This is a genomic window from Aureimonas sp. AU4 (assembly GCF_001463765.1).
Classification (GTDB): domain Bacteria; phylum Pseudomonadota; class Alphaproteobacteria; order Rhizobiales; family Rhizobiaceae; genus Aureimonas.
The window spans coordinates 39,094-53,480 of record NZ_BBWK01000003.1 but is presented as its reverse complement, the minus strand read 5'-3'; the positions used below and the strand labels follow the sequence as shown (position 1 = coordinate 53,480).

Here is a 14,387-nt window from a genome sequence, read left to right as displayed (position 1 = left end):
TTCCGATCCCCGACCCGCCGGCATGAACGAGGATCGTCTCGCCTGGCTCGAGCTTGGCGTTGTCGAACAGCATGTGCTCGACCGTTCCGAAGGTGACGGGCGCCAGCGCCGCGCCGACGGCGTCGCAGCCGGGAGGGGCGGGGACGAGGAGGCGGGCCGGCAGGTTGATGCTCTCTTGCGCGAAGCCGTCGAGATGGAAGCCGTGAACGCCGCCGACATGCTCGCACAGATTGTCGGCGCCCGCCCGGCAGGCCCGGCACAGGCCGCAGGTCCGCGCGCCGTAGATCGACACGAGCTGGCCGGGCACGAGACCGCTCGTGCCCTCGCCGAGCCGCTCGACGACGCCCGACGCCTCCGCGCCGATCGTCAGCGGCAGCTTGCGCTTGGCGAAGGCCATGCCGCGCCAACCCCAGACGTCGATATGGTTGAGCGCGACGACGGAGATGCGCACCGTGACCTCGCCGGGCCCCGGATCACCCGGTCCGTCGATCTCGACCGGCCGCAGATCCTTGTCGGCGATGAGTTGCAATGCGCGCATCGTACTGAAAACCTCGGGTTCGCTCGGATCGGGTGTCAGCCGCGCGGTTCGCGGCCGAGAACCAGCGATACGTTCTGACCGCCGAACCCGAACGAGTTCGACAGGACGGCCGAGACGTCGGCCGGGCGGGCCTTGTTCGGCACCGTGTCGAGCGGAATGGCGGTATCGGGTTGATCGTAGTTGATGGTGGGCGGAAGCACGCCCTCGCGCATGGCGAGGATCGAGATCACCGCCTCGATGGCGCCGGCGGCCGTCAGCGTATGCCCGATCATCGACTTGGATGAGGAGATCGGCGTGCGCTGGATATCGTCGCCGAACACGGCGGCAAGGCCGATATACTCCATCCGGTCGTTCTCGGGCGTCGAGGTGCCGTGAGCGTTGATGTAGCCGATGTCCTGGGGACCGATGCCGGCGTCGGCAAGGCCTGCGCGGATCGTCGCGATGATCGGCGAACCGTCGGGCTTGGAGCGGGTGCGATGGAAATCGTCCGCCTTTTCTCCGACGCCGAGAAGCACGCCGAGCACCGTGGCGCCTCGCGCCCGGGCGGCGGACAAGGACTCAAGAACGAGGCCGCCCGCGCCCTCGGCCATCACGAAACCGTCCCGGTCGCGGGAGAAGGGCTTGGAGGCGCGTTCGGGAACCGCGTTCTGGGTCGAGAGAGCCGAGAGGAGCGAGAAGCGGATCAGCGCCTCGGCGCCGACCGACCCGTCCGTGCCGATGGCGATGCAACGCTCGGTCTCGCCCCGGCGGATGGCCTCGACGCCGAGTTGAATCGCGCTTGCGCCAGAGGCGCATGCGGTCGACAGCGTCACGGGAAGGCCGCGAGTGCCCAAAACGTCAGACAGGCGCTCCGAAATGCCGCCGAAGAGGGTCAGGTCGTAGATCGACGGCGAACGGTTGGTGCGCGCAAGCTCGAGGAGGCGATCGTAGCCCGCTTCCTCCCGCGCCTCGCCGGAGAGCTTGTCGAGATAAAGGCGCTGAGACCATTCCAGCTCGATCGGCGGAGCCGCGAGAAACAACGGGCCTCCGAAATGCCTGTCCGGCAGACCCGCCTGCTCGATCGCTTCGCGTCCTGCGGCTTCCGCCAGCGCATAGGAGAGGTCGATGCCGCTCCAGGGCTCGACGTTCATGAAGTCGACCGTGCCGGCGATGGTGGTGCGCAGGTTGTCGGTCGGGAAACGCGTGATCGAATGGATGCCCGAACGGCCTGCGGTCAGCGCCGACCAGTTGTCGGCGACGCCACGACCGAGCGAGGTGACGAGGCCGACGCCTGTGACGGCGACGACGTGACGACCGAGATGATCGAGATCGCTTGCGGGCATGATTCTCTCCCGTCCCTTCAGCGCGCGGTCGTGTCGAGCACGCAGACGCCCTCGCCGCGACGATGACCATGGCTCGTCACGACCACCGAACGCGGCGCGAAGTCGGCTGGACGCTCCTCGCCGCCGCCGGCCGGCAAAGGGAGAATGCCGCGCGACAGGCAGATGGCCCCCAGCGCGATGGAGGCGGGGAACTGCGCCTCGAAGCCGTGCCCGACAAGGTTCGCGACGGCGCGGACCGGCACCTCGTTCAAACGCGGGGCCAGCGCCTGCGTCTCGCGCACCATGTCGTCCGCGAGGCCGGTCGCACCCGACAGGACGAGGGTTTCGTCGGCGATCGCGCCGCTTTCCTCGATCATCGTGCCCAGACGCTCGGCCATGCCCTCGGGGCGACCTCGATCGCCGGCGACGAAACGCACCGCGCCATAGGCGGTCGCGCCGCGCTCGGCCGCGCTTTCTGCGGACTCGAGAACAAGGAAGGCGCCCATGCTTCCGGGCACGAGGCCGCCGTTCCCGCCGCGCCGCGCGGACACCGGCTGCCAGCCCTCGCGAAGCAGCATTCCCGCCAGTTCGTAGTTGAGGAGGAGGTCCTTGCGCTCGGCCGAAAAGGCGCCGCCGACGAGGCAGATGCGGCTCTGTCCGGCCCGCACGCGAGCGGCGCCAACCTGCACGGCGGACACGCCCGCACCCTCTTCGCCCATGAAGGTCCGCGACGAGCCGGTCACCTTGTGGACGATCGAGATGTTGCCCGCCATGAGGTTCGAAAGCTGGGCCAGGAACAGGGTCGGCCGCAATTCGCTCGACAGGAGCTCGTTCATCAGCGGGCGCGGATCGTCGAGGCCGCGCGCACGCGCCATGACGAGGGCGTCCACCGCCGGGTCGCGCTCGCCGCCGCCGGCCGCCACGATCATGTCAACGCCTGAGCGGACGCTCTCCTCGGCCGGGATGCCCGCATCCTCGAGCGCGAGCCCCGCAGCATAAACGCCGATCTTCTGCCAGGTCTCCATCTGCCGCTGGTCGCCCTTCTTGGCGATCTGACGGCTCCAGTCGATCTCCGGCAGCGGATGGACGAGGTAGGGGGCGAACCGGTCGGCTTCGATGCGCGGCTGCGGCGTCGTCGTGTCCCGCAGGCGGGACACGTGCGCCTCGACACCCTCGCCGAGCGACGATACGAGGCCAACCCCCGTGATCAGCACCGTGTGCGAGGCATCCGGCATGACGATTCCGTTTCCAAAGGGGCCGCGCGCGTCGGGAGGCGCGGCCTTGAGAAGCCTAGGCGAAGGAGCTGTGTCAGGCAGCCTTGGCCGCGCGTAGCTCGTCGATCTTGGCGACTAGGTTCTTCATCACGAAGTATTCCTCGGTGCTGGCCTGGCCGTCGTTGACGCGTTGGGTCCAGGTCTCGAGCGGGATCTTGATTCCGAACTCCTTGTCGATCGCGAAGACGATGTCGAGGAAGTCCAGGGAATCGATGCCGAGATCGTCGATCGTATGGCTCTCGGGCGTGATCTGGCTGCGATCGATCTCGCTCGTTTCGGAGATGATGTCGGCCACGCGGTCGAAGGTTGAAGACAAGACGCGTACCTCGTAGATGCGGGAGATCGGTTGGAAAGCCAGCCTATAGGCAATCCTCCGGCTTTTGCAAAGCAGGCCGACCCGGCCCGGCTTCTGGCCGGACTGTTTCCATTGCGGGTATCGGAATGCGTCGGTTCCGCACGAAACCCGATCAGAAGGCGTCCAGCCAGACCATGACGGAATCCCGACGCAGTGTCCCGTTTTCCTATCGTCCCGGCCGGCCGCTCTTCGCGGTCGCGCCGATGATCGATTGGACGGATCGGCATTGTCGCATGCTGCACCGCCTGCTGGCGCCCGATGCGCTCCTCTACACCGAAATGGTCGTCGCGGACGCCGTGCTGCATGGGGACCGCGAGCGCATTCTCGGCTTCGACGCGGCCGAACACCCGGTTGCGCTTCAGCTCGGAGGCTCGGACCCCGACAAGCTCGCCCGGGCCGCGGCGATCGGCGCCGGAATGGGATACGACGAAATCAACTTCAACGTCGGCTGCCCGTCCGATCGCGTGCAGTCGGGCGCGTTCGGCGCCTGTCTCATGCGCGAGCCGAAGCTCGTGGGAGCCTGTCTCAAGGCGATGCGCGAGGCGGTCGCGGTGCCCGTCACCGTGAAATGCCGCATCGGTGTCGACGAGCAGGAGACCGGCCCCGCCCTCGACGCGCTGGCGGACGAGGCGGTCGAAGCGGGCGTTTCCGCGATCTGGGTCCATGCGCGGAAAGCCTGGCTGAAAGGGCTGAGCCCCAAGGAGAATCGCGAGATTCCGCCGCTCGACTACGAGCGGGTCTACGCGCTGAAGCGCCGCCTGCCGGATGTGTTCGTGGGGTTGAACGGCGGTCTTGCAAGCGTGGCGGCGGGCGCCGGGCAGATCGGTCGCGTCGATGGCGTGATGCTGGGGCGTGCGGCCTACAACCAGCCCGACGACCTGCGCAACGTCGCGCCGCTGATCGCGAAGGTCGAGCGTCGTCCCATCGAGGACGGCGAGTTGATCGAGGCGATGACGCACTACGCCGAGCAGCATATCGCGCGCGGCGGACGCCTCGGGCAGGTCACGCGCCACATGACCTCGCTCTTCGCCGGCCGTCCCGGTGCGCGGCGCTGGCGGCAGATCCTCTCCGAGGACGCGGTGCGGCCCGGCGCCGATGCGAGCCTCATCGCGCGCGCTTTTACCGAGGTCCGTCCCATCGAAACCGTCGCGGCCTGACCCCGCTACTCGGTGAGCACCAAGCGGTCGCCGCGAAACTCGACCGAGCGGAACGTGTCGAGGAAGCTCAAGCCGAGGAGGCCGACGCCAAGCGGCTCGTCCACGACGACGGCCGGCACGTCGCGCCGCTCGATCCCGCCCACGTCGAGGCGATCGATGCGGACGCTCGCCGCATGCGCCACGCCGTTCGCGGTCCGGATCGGCGTCGTATAGCGCAGCGTGTCGGTCGCAATGCCCGCGCGGGCGGCCGACGCCCGATCGAGCGCCACGACGCTGGCCCCCGTATCCGCGATGAAGCGCAGCCGCTCGCCGTTCACCGAGGCCTCGAGGTGGAACTGCCCGTCCTGCGCCCGCTCGACGGAAACCTGACGGTCGCCTGCCTCTCCCGTCGTCACCGTGCGGCCCGGCTGGAGGACCGACAACATCCGGTCACCCACGAAGCGGAGTTCCGGACCGAACGCGTAAAGGCCGATCACGACCGCGAAGGCAGCCATCCACGCGACGGCCGCAAGCGCCGACCGGCCCCAGCGTCCCCGCGCCGACCGAACGACGCCCGCGCCGATCACGGTGGCGAGGACGCCGCCATACAGGAGGCCGGCGAAGTCTCCGTCCGCCATTCCAAGGAAGCCTGTCCCGCCAAGAACGAGAATCGCGCCGCCGATGGCGAGGAGGGCGATGACGATCCAGAACAGGCGGTCCCTCATCTCGCGTCCGTCAGGCATTCGGCAACCGGGCAAGCCTCGCCAGCACGGCTCTCTGCTCCGGCTCCGTCATGGTCGCCCAGTGCATGATCTCGGCAAGGGTCCGCCGGCACGACAGGCAAATCGTGCGGTCCGCGGACAGGCGGCATTCGCGGCGGCAAGGCGAGGGGACCGTCAAGCGTCATGTTCCGTTAGGTGGGCGCCGGAGCGAGGCGCGGCAACGCGGTGGCGCGCCATCTCACGCAAACGCGACCGTCAGCCGAGTTCCGTCATGGCCGGCATGACTTCCAGCACCCGCGAATGCGGAAAGATCGCGATGGCCTCTGTTCCCTTTCCGACCGCGGAATGCAGCTCGAACGTGCCGTTATGCAGCTCGACGAGAGCCCGCACGATCGGAAGTCCGAGGCCGGTGCCCTGCTCGGCGCTCTTGATGGCCGCCGCGCCCTGACCGAACGACGAGAGAACGATGGGGATCTCGTGCGACGGGATGCCGGGACCGGTATCGCGAACCGAGACGTACTGACCGCCACCCGCCGTCCAGCCGACCCGAAGCAGGATCCGGCCGTTGGGCGGGGTGAACTTCACCGCATTCGACAGAAGGTTCAACGTCACCTGCCGGAGCGAGCGCGGATCGCCCCAAAGCTGCGGCAGTCCCTGTTCGAACTCGCCGACGAGCGAGATGTTCTTGGCATCCGCCTTGAGCTGGACGAAGGCGATCGAAGCCTCGGCGACCGAGACCAGTTCCACCGGTTCTTCGTTCAACGTGTAGCGCCCGGCCTCGATCCGCGAAAGGTCGAGGATCTCGTTGATGAGGTCCAGGAGATGCTGGCCCGACGTATGGATGTCGCCGACATATTCCTTGTAGGTCGGATTGCCGAGCGGTCCGAGAATCTCCTTCATGATGACCTCGGAGAAGCCGAGGATCGCGTTGAGCGGCGTGCGCAGCTCGTGGCTCATGGTGGCGAGGAAACGCGATTTGGCGAGGCTGGCCTCCTCGGCCCGCGCCCGCGCCTCGTCGAAATGCGTCCGTGCGATCTCGACTTCCGCGACCAGCTGCTCGCGTTGCGCCGTATGGTGCAGCAGCTCGATCGATGAGCGTCGGAAGCGGTGGGCCGCAAGGCCGGAGCCGGCAACGGCGAGCAGCGTCGCCGTCTCGAAGACGTCGATCGGAAAGCGCGCGCCGCCGGCGAGCGAGACGGCCGAAGCGATTGCCAGCGGAAGCAGGCCGGCTGCCACGGCTTGCGCGAGATGAGCGCCGAGAAAGGCAACGCCGATCGCCCAGACAAGCGCGAGCACGAAACGCGCGCCTTCGCCGATGGTCGGCACGCAGGTTCCGCAGTCTGGCGCGAGCGTCCAGACGACCAGGGGGAGCGTCATGACCGCGAGCGCGAACTGGAAAAGACGTGGCCAGCGCCCGATCGAGGGACTTCCGCCATGACGCGAGCGGAAAAGAGCGACAGCGGCGAGTGAGGGCAGGAGGCCAGCTACGCCGAGCGCCATCCAGCGGAGTGGTAGGGAGCCGTCGGCATTCCACTGAACGAGCATGACCAGGCCGAGCAGCGCCGTCTGCAATATAGCTAGGAGAGGGACGCTGGCGACGTGGCGCTCCAGAAGGTCCTGCTCGATGCCGGGTGGAAGCCCCTCGCTCGATGCCAGGCGCTCGCGCGCCAGACGCAGCGTGCGGCCGACGTCGCTGCCGGCATCGGAGCCGCGCAGGCTTGGCGACATGGGAGGCGGAGATGCTAGGGACATCGAACGCGGCGGAACTCGATCCAGGATACGGCTTGGGCCTGCCTATCCTGTTGCGGAAAGCTTAAGGAATTGGCTTAAGAAACGCGTAAAGAGACGCCGATCGACGGGATGGAGCCACTGTCCGAGGGGAGTACGCAACGGGACCATTCGGGTGGATCGGAGGGTGCCTGCGACCTGGAAACGCGTAGCCGGTCCTGCCGCGTCTGCCGCGACGCGCCGATCGGACGGCCTCTGGAGCGGGAGCCCAGACCGATCGTCGCCCTGTCGCGGACGGCCCGCATCTTCATTGCGGGGCAGGCACCGGGCGCGCGGGCCGACCAGTCCGGCATTCCGTTCTCCGATCCCTCCGGCGAACGGCTCCGGGACTGGATGGGGATCGGGCCGGATGTCTTCTACGATCGGAGCCGAATCGCGATCGTGCCGATGGGGTTCTGTTTCCCCGGACTCGACCGGCATGGCGGCGACCGTCCGCCGCGCCGCGAGTGCCGACTGACGTGGCACGAGGAGGTCTTTCGAAGCCTCGGCAGCGTCGAACTCCTTCTCATGGTCGGCGGCCATGCGCAGGTCTGGCATGCGCGCCGGGCCGGCATCACCTTGCCGGAGGGCAGGGTCGGTGCGGCGGTCGCCGCATGGCGGAACGAGTCGTTCATGCAGGCGACGCCACGGCTTCTGCCTCTGCCGCATCCGTCCTGGCGCAACAACGCATGGCTGCGACGCAACACGTGGTTCGAGGCCGATCTCCTGCCCGAGTTGCGGCGGCTCGTCGCGCAACTGACGTGACGCATCGCGGAGACCTGTTAAAAGGCCCTATCGCGAACGGGGATCGCTGAATGGACAGGTTGGACAAAAAAATCCTGCGTCTCCTGCAGGAGGACTCGACGCTGGCGGTGGCTGACGTCGCCAAGCGTGTCGGCCTGTCCACCACGCCGTGCTGGCGTCGTATCCAGAAGCTCGAGGAAGAGGGCGTCATCCGGCGTCGCGTCGCCGTGCTCGATCCGACGAAGATCAATGCGCGCGTGACGGTCTTCGTCTCGGTGCGCACGGCGACCCATTCCGTGGAATGGTTGAAGCGATTCTCGGAGGTCGTCTCGGAGTTCGACGAGGTCGTCGAGTTCTATCGCATGAGCGGAGACGTCGACTATCTCCTGCGCGTCGTCGTGCCGGACATCGCCGCCTACGACGCCTTCTACAAGCGCCTCATCGCCCGGATCGAGATCCGGGACGTCTCGTCGTCCTTCGCGATGGAGCAAATCAAGTACACGACCGAGCTGCCGCTCGACTACATGATCCTCGAGAAGGGCGACCGGGACGCGTGATGCCCCGGTCGCCGGCCGTCAACGCGTTAGGCGGGCCAGGAGGGACGAGGTGTCCCAGCGTCGACCGCCCATGGTCTCCACCTCGGCGTAGAACTGGTCGACGAGGGCGGTGACGGGAAGCGTGGCGCCGTTGCGCCGCGCCTCGTCGAGGCAGATGCCGAGGTCCTTGCGCATCCATTCGACGGCGAAACCGAAGTCGTAGCGGCCTTCCGCCATGGTCTTGTGGCGGTTCTCCATCTGCCACGAACCCGCGGCGCCCTTGGAGATGACCTCAACCACCTTCGCAAGGTCGAGCCCGGCCTTCTGGCCAAAATGCAGCGCTTCCGAGAGGCCCTCGACGAGACCTGCGATGCAGATCTGGTTCATCATCTTCGCCAGTTGCCCGCTGCCGGCCGGACCCATCAGGCCGACCATGCGCGAGTAGCTGTCAAGGACCGGGCGAACCGTCTCGAACGTCGCCTCGTCACCGCCCACCATCACGGTCAGGACGCCGTTTTCGGCGCCAGCCTGTCCTCCGGACACGGGAGCATCGAGAAAGCCGCAGCCTTTCGCTCGCGCCGCCTCGTCGAGCTCGCGCGCAAGGGTCGCGGACGCCGTGGTATGGTCCACGAGTACGGCTCCGGGCGCGAGGTCCGCGAGGATGCCGTCTTCGCCGTAGACGACGCTGCGCACGTCGTCGTCATTTCCCACGCACATGAACACGACCTCGGCACCCATCGCGGCCTCGCGCGGCGTCGCAGCTTTGCGCCCCTTGTTCTCGCGGGCCCACGTCTCCGACTTCTCGGCCGTCCTGTTGAACACGGCGACCTCGTGCCCGCCCTTGCCGACAAGATGCCTCGCCATCGGGTAACCCATGACACCTAAGCCCACGAACGCGACCTTCATCGATTCCACTCCGACCTTCTGCGTTTCGGCCTGCGCTAGCAGGTTCGGCAATGCCCGCGAAAGAGGTGCCGGGAGCGACGCCATCGATCGCCGATCCTCGCAGCGGAATCCATATCCGGCTCATGAACCGAATCGGTCCCGGTTCCGTTGGGGAACTCAAGGGTTTCGTGATGCTGAGAGGCGCTTGGGAATGCCGCGTGGGAGTTCGATATCGAAGGGCCTGTCGAGGCCGCGAGGCCGCCCGGCGAAGGCCGATGCTGCCGAACTGACCGGCAGGATCGTCGCGGTAGCAGCGAGACGCTTCCTCGACGAAGGATTCGAGGCGACCAGCATGGACGCGGTCGCCGCCGAGGCGGGCATCTCGAAGCGGACACTCTATGCCCGGTTTCGATCCAAGCCACTCCTTCTCCAGGCGGTGGCCGACCATCTCTTCACGGAAACCAAAAGCGAGTTCACGCGCTATCACGATGTGACCGAAACGCCCGTGAAAGTGCTTCGCGACATGGCGCATCACATGCACCGTCGCATCCTGATGCCGTTCAGCGTCGACGTCTATCGCCTGCTGGTGTCCCAGTCCGAACGCCAGCGGGATGGCGGTGGCCTGATGCTTGGCGCGGACCGTTACTTGAAGCCGTTGATTTCGGCGCTGACGATGCAGTTCCAACGCGCGGCGGACGAGGGCGCCATCACGGAGCGGTGGGATCCGGCCTTCTTGGCGGAGCAGTTCCTGGAAGCGGTCTGCGCCTCGGACCTGCGCCGGCTCGTTTTCGGCTACGATCTGCCGGAGCGTCCCGAGATCCAGCGAACGCTGATCGATCGGCGCGTCGATCTGTTCTTTGCGGCTCTCGGCCCGGGTGCCAGCGCTTCTAACGGCGAAGATGCCGCGTCGCACGCCGCTCGACCCAGTCGGTCAGGTGACGAAGAAGCTCGACAAGCACGAGGTAGAAGACGGCAGCCCAAATATATGTCTGAAAATCGAATGTCTTACTGAAAGCGCGCCGCGTCTCGCCGAACAGGTCGAAGACGGTGATGATCGCGACCACCGCAGAGGTCTTGATCATCAGGATCAGTTCGTTCGCATAGGGGCGCAGTGCGACGATGAGCGCCTGCGGCAGGATGATGCGGCGCAGGGTTGTCAGTCTCGAGAGCGCGAGCGACTTCGCGCCTTCCCATTGCCCCGCCGGCACGCTCTCGATGGCGCCACGCAGGATCTCCGCCTGATACGCCGCCGTGTTCAGAGTCATCGCCAGGATGGCGCAGTACCAGGCTTCACGAAAGAACCACCAGAGGCCCACCGACTCGATCGCGCCCCGGAACGAGCCGAGTCCGTAGTAGATGAGGAAGATCTGCGCGAGAAACGGCGTGCCGCGAAAGAAGGTGACGTAGGCGCCGCTCATGCCCCGCGCGATGCGGTTCGACGACATGCGCCCTGCCGCCACTGCCACGGAAAGAAGTGCGCCGAGCGTGTAGGAGATCGCGACCAGCGTGATCGTGACCCGCAGACCGGCGAGATAGGACGGACCGTATGTGCCGATGAAGGTCGGATTGAAGACCGACACGAGGTAGGCGACGAGGGCGATGCCGCCCGCGACCCAGATGCCAAGGATCAGGATGCCGAGAAGGCCGGGCTTCGCGCGTGACTGCACAGGGGCGGTGATGGTCATCGCGCGACCTCGCCGCGCCGCGCCCAGCCTTCGACGCGCCGGACGACGGCAAGCGAGGCGAAGGTCAGCAACAGATAAAGGACGCATGCGAGGGCGAAAAAGGGAAACTGCTCGCGCGTGACGCGGGCGGCGATTCCGGTCTGCCGCAGGATATCGGCAAGGCCGATGACCGACACGAGCGAGGTGTCCTTCAATAGGTTCAGCCAGACGTTGGTCAGGCCCGGCAGGCTGATCCGCACGAGCTGGGGGAAGATGACAAGGCGCAGGATCGCCATGCGGGACAGGCCGAGCGCGCGGCCACCTTCCCACTGACCGGCCGGGATGGCCTGGAAGGCGGACAGAAAGACCTCGCTCGCGTAGGCGGCGAAGACAATGCCGAGCCCGATCATGCCCGCTACGAAGCTGGAGAGGAGAATCTGCTCGAAGCCGGTCGCGCCGGTTATGAGATTGAGAACGTTCTGGCCGCCGTAGAAGACCAGAAAGAGCGTCAGGAGCTCGGGGAGACCGCGAAACAGGGTCGTGTAGATCTGCGCGGCGAGACGCAGCGCCGGGTCGGCGCTGCGCTTGGCAACGGCGAGCGCGAAACCCAGTCCAAGACCAAAGGGAAGGGTGGCGATCGCGAGCGCGGCCGTGACGAGCACGCCGGATGCGATCTCGTCGCCCCATCCGTTGTCGCCGAAACTGAGAAGCTGAAGGAAATTCATGACCCTGTGACCCGACGCGCGCTACGGCCCGTCATCGTCGGGGAAACGACCGGAGCGCCCTGCGGGTGGCACAGGACGCCCCTTGGTGTCGAGTCGCCGGAGCGAGTCCAGAGCATCGCCCGGTCCTGCCACGGCAGGAGGCGCCGCAGATCGATTGCCTGCATCTGCGGCGGTCCTCGGTGGATTACTTACCGTAGACGTCGAACTTGAAGTACTTGTCCTGGATCGTCTTGTAGGTGCCGTCGGCGCGGATCGCGATGATCGCGTCGTCGAACATCTTCTTCAACTTCTCGTCGCCCTTGCGCAAGGCGATGCCGGCGCCTCGGCCGTAGATCTGCTCGTTCGGGGGAAGCGCTCCGAGCACCTTGCAGCACGCGCCTTCCGGGCTGTCGATCCACTGCGACAGAACGACGATATCGTCGGAAACCGCGTCCAGGCGGCCGTTCTCGATATCGAGCTTGTATTCCTCTGCGGTCGGATAAACGCGCACATCGGCATCCGGGAAGTATGTCTCCACGGCCTGCGCATGGGTGGTCGAGCCCTGCACGCCGATCGTCTTGCCGGAAAGCGAGGCCGCCTTCGTGTCGGCGATCGTCGAGTCCTTGGGCACCGCCAGCGCGCCCGGCGTGTTGTAGTATTTGTTGGTGAAGAGCACCTGCTTCTCGCGCTCGGGCGTGATCGACATCGAGGCGATCACCGCGTCGAAGCGGTCGTTCTGCAGCGCGGGGATCATGCCGTCCCAGTCGTTCGTCACGAAGGAGCAGGTGACCTTCATCTGCTTGCACAGGGCGTTCGCGATATCGATGTCGAAGCCCTGAAGCTTGCCCGACGCGTCGAGGAAGTTGAACGGCGGATAGGCCCCTTCCGAGCCGATGCGAACCTCAGTCCAAGTCTTGTTGGCGTCGCCGCTCTGGGCGACCGCCGCGCCGGCGAGCGTCGACAGCGTCACGGCAGCCAGGAGAAGGGTCTTGATGGTTCGCATGGAACAATGAGTCCTTGGAATAAGGCGATGACTTCGCGGCACCAGGCGTTGGGGCCTTCGAAACGGGCATGCCCATTATCGGTGCGATAGTGCCGGTTTCCCCGCGCGGCGCAAGAGACGATGCCGTGCGACTCAACCGATTTCGCCACGTGTCACGTGAAGACGGGCGCGGTCGAGATCCTCCGGCGTATTGATATTGAAGAACGGGTCACCGTCCGGCGCATCGGCGACCGGTGGAAAATCGACCACGGCATGCGGGGCGGCCGTCGCGAGCGCGCGGATCGACCGGCCATGCGCGTCAGCGATGCGCGAGGCGGCTTCGCTGCTCCAGACGGCGAAGGTGGGTATCCAGCGTCCCCGATAGGTCGGGATCGCGACGCCATCCGGCGGGACGGAGGACGACAGACGCTCGACGAGGTCGAGCGGCAGGAACGGGGTGTCGCCCGCCGCGGGCGCAAGCTGAAAGGGTGCATCTTCTGCGCGAGCTGCGAGATGGTGCCAGGCGGACACGATCCCCACGCCCGGACCCTGGAACAGTTCACCCTCATCCGGCACGACCACCCGACCGAGCGCATCAGCGAACGGACTCGGCGCGACGGAGACGAGAAGGTCGTCGACCTGCGGCGCAAGCCGCTCGATGACGTGCTCGATCAGGGGGCGACCGGCGAGATGCACGAACGGCTTCGGCACGTCCGCGCCGAGGCGCGAACCCCGGCCGCCGGCCAGCACCACGCCGACGACCGACACTCGCGTTCTCACGGCACCTCGGCTTCGGCGGCGGTCTTGATCCCCCTCCGCGTTTCGCGGCGAATCATGTAGGCGCCGCTCGCAACCACGATCGCGGATCCCAGAAGCGCCGACGGACCTGGCATTTCCGCGAATACGAGCACCCCGAGCACGAAGGCCGACAGTAGAACGCTGTAGCGGAACGGAGCGACGAAGCTCATGTCGCCGAGCCGCACGGCCAACACGATCAGAACGTAGCCCGTGCCGACCGCGACCGCCGCCACGGCGAGCATCGTCCAGAGCGTCGGCGTCATGGGCTGCCAGCCGGCGGCCGGAAGCCAGGCGAAGCCTGTCAGGCATACGGCGCCGGCCGTGATGCAGGCGACGTGGAGGGAGGGGATCGACACCGGCATCGCCCGGGTCACGAGATCGCGCAGCGCCGCGCTGAGCACCGACAGGATGACCCAGACCGCGTAGATGTTGAAGCCTTCGGTGTCCGGCCGCACGATGATCAGCACGCCGACGAAGCCGACCGCGATCGCGCACCACCTCCGCCACCCGACGCGCTCTCGCAGGAACACAGCCGCCAGCAGCGTGATGGTCAGCGGCAGCGCTTGGAAGATCGCCGTCGTATTGGCGAGCGGCATGTGCCGAAGGGCGGTGATATAGGCGATCGTCGTGCCGATATCGGCGAGGGCACGCCACATCACAGCGCGGTGGAACGCCTGCCGCCAAGGCAGGAGGGCACCGAACCAGAGCGCCAGGCCGACGAGCAACGTGGTCGTCATGACACCACGAAGGGCCATGATCTGCGCCGTCTCGATCGATCCTGACGACAGTTTCACGAGCGTGTCGTTGACGGCGAAGGCGGTCTGGGAGGCCACCATAAGGGCAGCCGCCCTGACGTTGCTGTTTGCCGTCGAGGACGACGGTATGGACGACGGCAAGATATGCGTTCCCCATGAGTAGGATGGGGAGGGATTAGGACGCCGGACGGCACGAGACCAGTGCCGACGGGCCGACCGGCGTCAA

General features: G+C 66.7%; 16 protein-coding genes and 1 pseudogene. 4 read left to right on the top strand and 13 right to left on the bottom strand.

Annotated elements, in window-relative coordinates; genetic code table 11:
- From AUL35_RS02175 to AUL35_RS02160, 4 genes are all read right to left on the bottom strand, one after another.
- A partial coding sequence (locus tag AUL35_RS02175) for an alcohol dehydrogenase catalytic domain-containing protein (protein WP_156417798.1) occupies window positions 1-538 on the bottom strand: 538 nt, incomplete at its 3' end.
- Between the two features lie 35 nt (window positions 539-573).
- Window positions 574-1,860: a beta-ketoacyl-ACP synthase gene (locus AUL35_RS02170; RefSeq protein ID WP_062011560.1), complete on the bottom strand. Its 1,287-nt coding sequence runs from the start codon at window positions 1,858-1,860 to the stop codon at window positions 574-576.
- Window positions 1,861-1,877: 17 nt separating this feature from the next.
- Window positions 1,878-3,074, bottom strand: a complete 1,197-nt coding sequence (locus AUL35_RS02165) for a beta-ketoacyl-ACP synthase (RefSeq protein ID WP_062011558.1) — start codon at window positions 3,072-3,074, stop codon at window positions 1,878-1,880.
- Between the two features lie 73 nt (window positions 3,075-3,147).
- Window positions 3,148-3,429 (bottom strand): acyl carrier protein, encoded by a 282-nt coding sequence (locus tag AUL35_RS02160; RefSeq protein WP_062011556.1) that lies wholly within the window; start codon window positions 3,427-3,429, stop codon window positions 3,148-3,150.
- A gap of 173 nt (window positions 3,430-3,602) precedes the next feature.
- Between AUL35_RS02160 and dusA the strand changes: the two genes are divergently transcribed.
- A complete protein-coding gene (dusA, locus tag AUL35_RS02155) occupies window positions 3,603-4,625 on the top strand; it encodes a tRNA dihydrouridine(20/20a) synthase DusA (RefSeq protein WP_062011554.1) in 1,023 nt (340 codons plus the stop codon).
- 5 nt (window positions 4,626-4,630) lie between these two features.
- On the opposite strand, the gene AUL35_RS02150 is transcribed toward dusA, so the two are convergent.
- The 3 genes from AUL35_RS02150 to AUL35_RS23050 all read right to left on the bottom strand — a co-directional run bounded on the left by AUL35_RS02150 (window position 4,631) and on the right by AUL35_RS23050 (window position 7,054).
- On the bottom strand, window positions 4,631-5,329 hold the full coding sequence (locus tag AUL35_RS02150; protein ID WP_192847024.1) for a TIGR02281 family clan AA aspartic protease: 699 nt from the start codon (window positions 5,327-5,329) through the stop codon (window positions 4,631-4,633).
- Between the two features lie 10 nt (window positions 5,330-5,339).
- Window positions 5,340-5,504, bottom strand: coding sequence for a DUF1289 domain-containing protein (locus AUL35_RS21445; protein WP_082666040.1), 165 nt, complete (start codon window positions 5,502-5,504; stop codon window positions 5,340-5,342).
- 77 nt (window positions 5,505-5,581) lie between these two features.
- Window positions 5,582-7,054 (bottom strand): HAMP domain-containing sensor histidine kinase, encoded by a 1,473-nt coding sequence (locus AUL35_RS23050; RefSeq protein WP_062011544.1) that lies wholly within the window; start codon window positions 7,052-7,054, stop codon window positions 5,582-5,584.
- A 132-nt stretch (window positions 7,055-7,186) separates the two neighbouring features.
- Here AUL35_RS23050 and AUL35_RS02140 point away from each other — a divergent pair, with 132 nt between their 5' ends.
- Both AUL35_RS02140 and AUL35_RS02135 read left to right on the top strand, forming a co-directional pair.
- Window positions 7,187-7,858: a uracil-DNA glycosylase family protein gene (locus AUL35_RS02140; RefSeq protein WP_082666038.1), complete on the top strand. Its 672-nt coding sequence runs from the start codon at window positions 7,187-7,189 to the stop codon at window positions 7,856-7,858.
- A 50-nt stretch (window positions 7,859-7,908) separates the two neighbouring features.
- Entirely contained in the window at window positions 7,909-8,394 is a 486-nt protein-coding gene (locus AUL35_RS02135) for an Lrp/AsnC family transcriptional regulator (protein ID WP_062011542.1), read from the top strand.
- An 18-nt stretch (window positions 8,395-8,412) separates the two neighbouring features.
- Here the strand turns inward: AUL35_RS02135 and AUL35_RS02130 are convergent, their stop codons facing one another.
- Window positions 8,413-9,363: an NAD(P)-dependent oxidoreductase gene (locus tag AUL35_RS02130; protein ID WP_082666037.1), complete on the bottom strand. Its 951-nt coding sequence runs from the start codon at window positions 9,361-9,363 to the stop codon at window positions 8,413-8,415.
- Between AUL35_RS02130 and AUL35_RS22820 the strand changes: the two are divergent.
- A pseudogene (locus tag AUL35_RS22820) lies at window positions 9,248-10,111 on the top strand (TetR/AcrR family transcriptional regulator); the annotation flags it as partial. The gene AUL35_RS02130 and the pseudogene AUL35_RS22820 sit on opposite strands and share 116 nt — an antisense overlap.
- Window positions 10,112-10,145: 34 nt before the next feature.
- Here the strand turns inward: AUL35_RS22820 and AUL35_RS22815 are convergent.
- From AUL35_RS22815 to AUL35_RS02105, 5 genes are all read right to left on the bottom strand, one after another.
- Window positions 10,146-10,943 (bottom strand): ABC transporter permease, encoded by a 798-nt coding sequence (locus AUL35_RS22815; RefSeq protein WP_062011540.1) that lies wholly within the window; start codon window positions 10,941-10,943, stop codon window positions 10,146-10,148.
- Window positions 10,940-11,647: an ABC transporter permease gene (locus tag AUL35_RS02120; protein WP_062011538.1), complete on the bottom strand. Its 708-nt coding sequence runs from the start codon at window positions 11,645-11,647 to the stop codon at window positions 10,940-10,942. The genes AUL35_RS22815 and AUL35_RS02120 overlap by 4 nt, the downstream gene beginning before the upstream one ends.
- A 184-nt stretch (window positions 11,648-11,831) precedes the next feature.
- A complete protein-coding gene (locus AUL35_RS02115) occupies window positions 11,832-12,629 on the bottom strand; it encodes an ABC transporter substrate-binding protein (protein ID WP_062011536.1) in 798 nt (265 codons plus the stop codon).
- Between the two features lie 132 nt (window positions 12,630-12,761).
- Window positions 12,762-13,376 carry a molybdenum cofactor guanylyltransferase gene (locus AUL35_RS22470; RefSeq protein WP_062011534.1) on the bottom strand — a complete coding sequence of 205 codons (615 nt, stop codon included), beginning with the start codon at window positions 13,374-13,376 and terminating at the stop codon, window positions 12,762-12,764.
- Between the two features lie 8 nt (window positions 13,377-13,384).
- Window positions 13,385-14,242, bottom strand: coding sequence for a DMT family transporter (locus tag AUL35_RS02105; protein WP_062011533.1), 858 nt, complete (start codon window positions 14,240-14,242; stop codon window positions 13,385-13,387).
- Between the last annotated feature and the right edge of the window lie 145 nt (window positions 14,243-14,387).

Bases quoted from the DNA above. Each gene is read 5' to 3' on its own strand.
- AUL35_RS02120 (WP_062011538.1), bottom strand. From the start codon at position 11,647: ATGAATTTCCTTCAGCTTCTCAGTTTCGGCGACAACGGATGGGGCGAC.
- AUL35_RS02140 (WP_082666038.1), top strand. From the start codon at position 7,187: ATGGAGCCACTGTCCGAGGGGAGTACGCAACGGGACCATTCGGGTGGA.
- AUL35_RS23050 (WP_062011544.1), bottom strand. From the start codon at position 7,054: ATGTCGCCAAGCCTGCGCGGCTCCGATGCCGGCAGCGACGTCGGCCGC.
- AUL35_RS02130 (WP_082666037.1), bottom strand. From the start codon at position 9,363: ATGGCGTCGCTCCCGGCACCTCTTTCGCGGGCATTGCCGAACCTGCTA.
- AUL35_RS02105 (WP_062011533.1), bottom strand. From the start codon at position 14,242: ATGGTGGCCTCCCAGACCGCCTTCGCCGTCAACGACACGCTCGTGAAA.
- AUL35_RS02150 (WP_192847024.1), bottom strand. From the start codon at position 5,329: ATGAGGGACCGCCTGTTCTGGATCGTCATCGCCCTCCTCGCCATCGGC.
- AUL35_RS22815 (WP_062011540.1), bottom strand. From the start codon at position 10,943: ATGACCATCACCGCCCCTGTGCAGTCACGCGCGAAGCCCGGCCTTCTC.
- dusA (WP_062011554.1), top strand. From the start codon at position 3,603: ATGACGGAATCCCGACGCAGTGTCCCGTTTTCCTATCGTCCCGGCCGG.
- AUL35_RS02165 (WP_062011558.1), bottom strand. From the start codon at position 3,074: ATGCCGGATGCCTCGCACACGGTGCTGATCACGGGGGTTGGCCTCGTA.
- AUL35_RS02115 (WP_062011536.1), bottom strand. From the start codon at position 12,629: ATGCGAACCATCAAGACCCTTCTCCTGGCTGCCGTGACGCTGTCGACG.
- AUL35_RS02135 (WP_062011542.1), top strand. From the start codon at position 7,909: ATGGACAGGTTGGACAAAAAAATCCTGCGTCTCCTGCAGGAGGACTCG.
- AUL35_RS02170 (WP_062011560.1), bottom strand. From the start codon at position 1,860: ATGCCCGCAAGCGATCTCGATCATCTCGGTCGTCACGTCGTCGCCGTC.